We start from the raw sequence: 5872 nt of genomic DNA on the forward strand, positions 1-5872 counted from the left end.
CGCGAGTAGCGAGACGGAGAGCGGAACGGGACGTGTCACTCGACCGAGCGCCGGAGGCGCGAGAGCGGCGTTTTCAGCCCCGGAATCCACTGTCCGTGTCTTATGCGAGCGGAGCGAGACGTGGGAGTATGGGTGTTGGACAGCAGGCCCGTTGGGCCGGGCCGGTCGAAGCGATAGGTATCGCCTTCGCCGCTCTCGTCGTCCCGACGTACGCCGTGGCAGTGTTGGGACTGCCGCTCTGGATCGTCGGAGTCGGCGCGGTCGTCGGTGCGAGCGGGATGGCACTGATCGAGTGGACGACCTACGGCCGCCGAGTGGAGTCGTGGCTCGACGAGCGGTCGGCGCTCGAACAGTACCTCTTGGCGGCGGCCGTGATCGGTACGGGGCCGCTGGTGGTACTTTCGCTGTTCGTCTCCGGCGTGTCGGTCGTCCTCGTCGGCGGATTCGGTCTCGGCGGCGTCGCCGGAGCGGTCGTCCCCGGCGCTCTCGAACGGCCCTGATAGTGTTTATTGTAGGTCATTTCGGCATCGACCGCCCGCATTCGGGCGGTCACACCGGTAAACAGCTACAATAAACACTATGAGTCACTCCGCGCGCGAAAAGCGGTGGCGGACGACCTCGCTGTCGTCGTCCCACTCGAAGTTGTCGTGGGCGTGCTGGAGCCGTTTCCGGTAGTGGTCGAGGTCGGGCGACCCCTCTTTTCGGGCGTCCTCGTCGGTCATATCGCCGAGCGTTCGCTCGGTTACGTCGACGACTTCGAACGTCGTTCCGTCGATGTCGAAGGTATCGCCCTCCTCGGCGTAGGCCTGGCCGCGGTGGATCTGTGTCACGTCGCCCGCGAGCACCTCCTCGGTGAGGTGACCGCCGGGAAGTATCTCGTCGGCATCCTTGTGTGCCATAGGCGGCGCTACGGCTCGGAGCCTGAAAAACGCCCCTCACGACGGGAGCGCCGTCGCTGTGGAGTGTGAATAAAACGGAAAATCGCCGTGAAGCGATAGTGCGAATCTACTGTCGAACGACGTTGGTCGCTCGCGGACCCTTGGGGGCCTGCTCGATGTCGAATTCGATCTCCTGTCCTTCCTCGAGGTCCGGGCCGCCAACGTCTTCCATGTGGAAGAAAACGTCCTCGTCTGCGTCCTCAGTCTCGATGAAACCGTAACCGCCTGTGTCGTTGAAGAAGTCAACCGTACCGTTTGCCATTGCGAATATACACAGAGGCGGGGGATGATTAAGACTTGCGAGAGTCGCGTTACCACGACCACCGACGGGGACGGCACGATCCAGACCGACCGTTGAGGAGCTATAGATGCCGCTTTCAGGTGTTGAGTCGGGAACGTCGGCGAGGAATCGTCACAGTCGGTATCACGGCCCGGGTTGGCCGGTCACATATCGGGGTTGCGCTGGTACTTGTAGCGATAGACGGTCGTGTCCTCGTCTATCTCCTCGTCGTAGTCCATCTTGAGGCGGCCGAGCAGTTTCTCGACGGAGGTCATCTCCTCCTTGCGGGCGTCGGCGGTCTCTAGGTCACCGATAGTGCGTTCGGTCACGTCGGTCACCTCGAACCGGGAGCCGTAGGCCTCGAAGGTGTCGCCCACCTCGGCGCATTCGACCCCGCGGTGGACCTGCAGAACACGGCCCATAACCGCACGGTTCCGGAGGTGGTCGGTCGGTAGCACGTGCTCGGTGTCGTACATAGTCGACGGTGGGAGTCCGTCGACAAAAAACGTAGCGGGACGGCGGCGACTTCGAGGGGCGATTCGCGGTGTTTTTCCGGCCTGCCGGTGTACAGCGTTCCAATGAGCCAACCGTTCGAGACTCTCCCGACGACCCCGCGCTCGTCGGAACTTATCGACAAGGCGTTCTCGCGGGCGTCCCGCGCGGGCGGCGCGAAAGAGGGGTACGAGGCCCAGGAGTCGATGCTCCAGACGGCCGCGAACATCCTCTCGGACAACCTCGAGAACGTCGTCAACGAGTGGCCGGACTTCGACTACCTCGACCCGTTCTATCGTGACTTGGCCGACGCCGTCCTGCGGGGCGAGACCGACATCGGCGACGAGGACAACCGCGGTATCGACGCCCTGCGCCAGCACCTCTCGTCGGTGACGTGGGCCTCCCGGAAGACCGACGACATCCGCAGCGAGTACAACTCGAAGTTCCGTGACGCCGCCGACACGACCCACGTCCGAAAGCTCCGCAAGCAGGCGTTCGCCCGCCTCTCTGACGTCGTCGAACAGATCGAGGACGACCTGCTGGCCATCGGGACCGCCCGGGACGCCCTGCGGGACCTGCCGGACATCCGGCCCGACGAACCGACCATCGTCGTCGCCGGCTACCCCAACGTCGGCAAGTCCTCGTTCGTCAACACCGTCACGCGGGCGAGCAACGAGATCAACTCCTACCCGTTCACGACGACCGAAATCAACCTCGGCCACCTCGAACGCGACCACGTCAGATACCAGATCGTCGATACGCCGGGGCTGCTCGACCGGCCGCCTGAAGACCGCAACCAGATCGAGTCACAGGCCGTCAGCGCACTGGAACACCTCGCCGACGGCGTCCTCGTCCTCGTCGACGCCAGCGGGGAGTGTGGCTACCCCGTCTCGGTACAACTCGACCTGCGGGACGACCTGCGGACACAGTTCGGCGACGTGCCGGTGTTGACGGTGTGTAACAAGGCCGACCGCTCGCGGGACGTCGAGGCCGACCACTACATGAGCGTCACCGAGAACGACAACGTCGAGGGCGTGCTGGACGCGATGATCGACGCCGTCGACTACCAACCGGACCTCCCCTCGCGGGACTAGGCCGACTCGGTGTCGACGTACCGGACCTGTGTCTCGACGTCGGTGCCGGCCACCTCGTCCAGCCGTCGGTCAAGCGTCCGGGCGAGGCCGGAGTGGTCGCTGTCCGGCGGAACGCCGACGGTGACCACCACGCGTTCGGGCTGGCGGAAGAGGACGCCGTCGGTCCGCTCTATGGTCATCGACTCGAAGGTCACCCCGGGGCGGTCCGCGATAGTGTCGCCGACAGTCTCCCGGATGTCGTCCTCGGTCGTCGTCCGCTGATAGGAGTCGAAGGTGACCCCGGCGAGAAACACCGAGAGGAGGAGAATCGAGAAGACGAGGAGCCCGGCGCGGCGGCGGGCCATCTTTCTGGCCTTGCTGACCTCGAACCAGTTATCGGGGCGGTAGCCGCGGTACCACAGCACGACGATAGCGGCGAGGTTGATCGAGAGGACGTTCACCAACAGGAGGACGCCGGCACCGAGGCTGACCCACGGCTGTCCCCACGCGATACCGATGCCGACAGTCGCCGCCGGGGGCATCAGCGCGACGGCGATCATCACGCCGACCAGCGCCGTCGAGACGCCCGAGATGAGGCTGACCACGCCGGCGACGCCGGAGCCGATGGCGACCGCGAGCGAGAGGAAGTCCGGGAGCAGTCGCTCGCGTATCGACGGGACTTCGGTTATCTCCAGTCCGGGCGGTATCAGCAGACCGGTCCGGGCGAGCCACGCGAACAGGCCGGCGCTGACGATAGACAGCAACAGTCCGCTCACCTGGAGGACGAAGCCGCGGCGAAAGAGGTCCTCCTCGTCGAGGACGGTCCCGACGCTCGCGGCCATCGCCGGGCCGATAAGCGGCGCGATGACCATCGATCCGACGATGACCGCCGGCGAGTCCAACAGCAGGCCGGCGGTGGCGATGACCGCGCTGACGAGCGTGAATATCACGTAGTTCGACCAACTCGGCAGGAAGTCGCTCGCCTTCGAGGTCAGTTCCTCGCGGGCGATGCGCTCCTCGTCTTGCTCCTCGGCGTACCGTTCCTCCAGTTGCTCGAAGTGCCGGGAGATGACGGTGTTGGCCTCGACGATGACCGTGTACGCCTGATCGTCCAGTCCGGCCTCCCGGAGTCGCTCTAACACCGGTTCGACGGCCTCCGTCGGCAGGGGAACGTACGCGACTGCGGTGTACTCCCGACCGCTGGTCTCGTCGGTCATCACGTAGTCGACGCCCTCGTCCTCGAAGGCCCGCTCTATCGTCTCCCGCTTGCCCGCCGGGATGGTCACCTGCAGGAGTCGCACAGCAGAGGGCTAGACCGGTCGGTCCTAATAACCGCGGGTCCTCGATACGAGAGCAGTACTTAACAGAACCGGGCGCGTACAGTCGTCACGATGGGATACAGAGGTGGTGGTAACCGTGGCCTGTCACCGCTCGTGGGGAACGTTCTACTCGTGGGCGTCGTGCTCGTCGTTGGTATCGTCCTCGTGACACTGTCTTTCGCGTTTCTCGACGGAACCGGGGCACCGAGCGCCGACGCGTCCTTCGAGTACGAGCAGACACCGGTCGGTCTCCGGATGACGCCGGTCGCGCTCGGAACCGATGTCGCCGTCCAGTTGAACGGACGGACGGTCACGAGCTTCGAGAGCGGTGCCGCTGGCAAGTCGGTCGTGATACCGACAGCACCGGGCGACCGGATCGTCGTCGTCTCACAGGACGGCGACCGGTCGGTACTGGTCGACAGGGAGATCGACGACCGCGAGGAGATCGGCCAGTTCATCTCGTACTACACCTTCGAGTCCGGAAGCGGAGATACGCTGGTCGACAGGTCCGGCAACGGGAACGACGGGACGGCGAACGGCGACCCCCGGTGGACGGGGCAGTCACTCGCGTTCGACGGGGTGGACGACGCGGTCTCGGTAGACGGGTTCAGGACGCCGGTCGACAGCGTCGACGAGTTCACCATCGCGGTCACCTACCGGACCGACGACGGAGGCAAAAAGCAGGAGCTAGTCGAGCACAAGAGCAGCAACGACAACTGGCTGCTCGAACTGAAACCCTGTTCGAACCCGCAGGTGCCCAGCGGCACCTGCTCCGGAGACGAGGAGTACGCTCCCGTGTTCAGCGTCGACCAGTCCGGAGGAAGCCAAGACGAACAAGTGTTCGGCGGCGGTCAGAAGGCCGGGACCCGGCGGGTACTGGTCGGCACCTTCGACGGCAGCGAACACACGCTCTACGTGGACGGCGAGAGAGAGAGCACCGGCGACTACAGCGGTGAGATAAGTATGGGGGATATGACCATCGGCAAGGACATCGAACCGGGCAACGGCGACTACCTCGACGGCGAGATATACGAGATCAGGCTCTACTACACGGCCTTCGACGCCGAAGCGGTCCGGGTCCTCACCGATACGATGGATTGACACCGACTGAACAGCCTTTTCGCCCTCGGTAACCAAGGAGCGATATGTTCGACACGCGGCCGGACCGCAGCGCCGAGGTGGCCCTCGTCGGGCGGTCGAACGTCGGGAAGTCCACCTTGATGCGGGAGTTGACCGGCCACACCTTCGATACGGGCCAGCGGCCGGGCGTCACCAGAAGCCCGAACCACTACGACTGGACCGGCCCCGACTTCGTCCTCACGGACCTGCCGGGGTTTGGCTTTATGAAGGGCGTCCCCGAGGAGACTCGCGAGCAGATCAAGACCGACGTGGTGCGGTACCTCGAACAGTACGCCGACCGGATACTCGCCGGCGTCCTCGTCGTCGACGGTAAAGCCGTCATCGACATCATCGACCGCCACAAAGACGAGGAGATTCCCCACGACGTGGAGATGTTCCACTTCCTCGAGGAGGTGGGCATCCCGCCCGTCGTCGCCGTCAACAAGATGGACAAGGTCGACGACCGCGACGAGCGACTGGACGAGTTGTGTGACCGACTGGGCCTCTTCCCGCCGTGGAAACAGTACAGCGACACCATCGCGCCCATCAGCGCCAAGCGCGGGAACATCGAGCCACTGACCGAGGCCGTCCGGGAACACCTCCACGCGGCCGGCCGCGACGACCTGTATCAGTTTTTCTAAACCACTTTTT

The 5872-nt window shown here is 64.6% G+C and carries 8 protein-coding genes; 4 read left to right on the forward strand and 4 right to left on the reverse strand.

Translation table 11 applies throughout. From position 1 onward, the window contains the following. Positions 1-128 precede the first annotated feature (128 nt). Positions 129-500 (forward strand): hypothetical protein, encoded by a 372-nt coding sequence (locus GJ629_RS13700; protein WP_157513549.1) that lies wholly within the window; start codon positions 129-131, stop codon positions 498-500. 84 nt (positions 501-584) lie between these two features. On the opposite strand, the gene GJ629_RS13705 is transcribed toward GJ629_RS13700, so the two are convergent. The 3 genes from GJ629_RS13705 to GJ629_RS13715 all read right to left on the reverse strand — a co-directional run bounded on the left by GJ629_RS13705 (position 585) and on the right by GJ629_RS13715 (position 1694). Beyond that, entirely contained in the window at positions 585-899 is a 315-nt protein-coding gene (locus GJ629_RS13705; protein WP_157513550.1) for an ASCH domain-containing protein, read from the reverse strand. 106 nt (positions 900-1005) lie between these two features. After that, on the reverse strand, positions 1006-1200 hold the full coding sequence (locus GJ629_RS13710) for a cold-shock protein (RefSeq protein ID WP_157513551.1): 195 nt from the start codon (positions 1198-1200) through the stop codon (positions 1006-1008). Positions 1201-1382: 182 nt separating this feature from the next. Further along, the gene (locus tag GJ629_RS13715; RefSeq protein WP_157513552.1) at positions 1383-1694 is read right to left on the reverse strand and encodes an ASCH domain-containing protein; all 312 of its coding nucleotides are present in this window, start codon (positions 1692-1694) and stop codon (positions 1383-1385) included. 102 nt (positions 1695-1796) lie between these two features. Between GJ629_RS13715 and GJ629_RS13720 the strand changes: the two genes are divergently transcribed. After that, positions 1797-2804 carry a GTPase gene (locus tag GJ629_RS13720; RefSeq protein WP_157513553.1) on the forward strand — a complete coding sequence of 336 codons (1008 nt, stop codon included), beginning with the start codon at positions 1797-1799 and terminating at the stop codon, positions 2802-2804. Here GJ629_RS13720 and GJ629_RS13725 read toward each other — a convergent pair. Then, complete coding sequence (locus GJ629_RS13725; RefSeq protein ID WP_370515915.1) at positions 2801-4084, reverse strand: TIGR00341 family protein; 1284 nt, start codon at positions 4082-4084, stop codon at positions 2801-2803. The genes GJ629_RS13720 and GJ629_RS13725 overlap by 4 nt on opposite strands. A 132-nt stretch (positions 4085-4216) precedes the next feature. On the opposite strand from GJ629_RS13725, the gene GJ629_RS13730 reads away from it, so the two are divergent. Together GJ629_RS13730 and engB are read left to right on the forward strand one after the other, a co-directional pair. Continuing rightward, entirely contained in the window at positions 4217-5203 is a 987-nt protein-coding gene (locus GJ629_RS13730; RefSeq protein WP_197428621.1) for a LamG-like jellyroll fold domain-containing protein, read from the forward strand. A gap of 44 nt (positions 5204-5247) precedes the next feature. Continuing rightward, entirely contained in the window at positions 5248-5862 is a 615-nt protein-coding gene (gene engB / locus GJ629_RS13735; protein ID WP_157513555.1) for a GTP-binding protein EngB, read from the forward strand. Positions 5863-5872 lie beyond the last annotated feature (10 nt).

The organism is Halapricum sp. CBA1109 (assembly GCF_009741825.1).
In the GTDB taxonomy this organism is placed as follows: Archaea; Halobacteriota; Halobacteria; order Halobacteriales; family Haloarculaceae; genus Halapricum.

Coding starts and splice junctions, on each gene's coding strand:
- GJ629_RS13700 (WP_157513549.1), top strand. CDS start 129: ATGGGTGTTGGACAGCAGGCCCGTTGGGCCGGGCCGGTCGAAGCGATA.
- GJ629_RS13705 (WP_157513550.1), bottom strand. CDS start 899: ATGGCACACAAGGATGCCGACGAGATACTTCCCGGCGGTCACCTCACC.
- GJ629_RS13710 (WP_157513551.1), bottom strand. CDS start 1,200: ATGGCAAACGGTACGGTTGACTTCTTCAACGACACAGGCGGTTACGGT.
- GJ629_RS13715 (WP_157513552.1), bottom strand. CDS start 1,694: ATGTACGACACCGAGCACGTGCTACCGACCGACCACCTCCGGAACCGT.
- GJ629_RS13720 (WP_157513553.1), top strand. CDS start 1,797: ATGAGCCAACCGTTCGAGACTCTCCCGACGACCCCGCGCTCGTCGGAA.
- engB (WP_157513555.1), top strand. CDS start 5,248: ATGTTCGACACGCGGCCGGACCGCAGCGCCGAGGTGGCCCTCGTCGGG.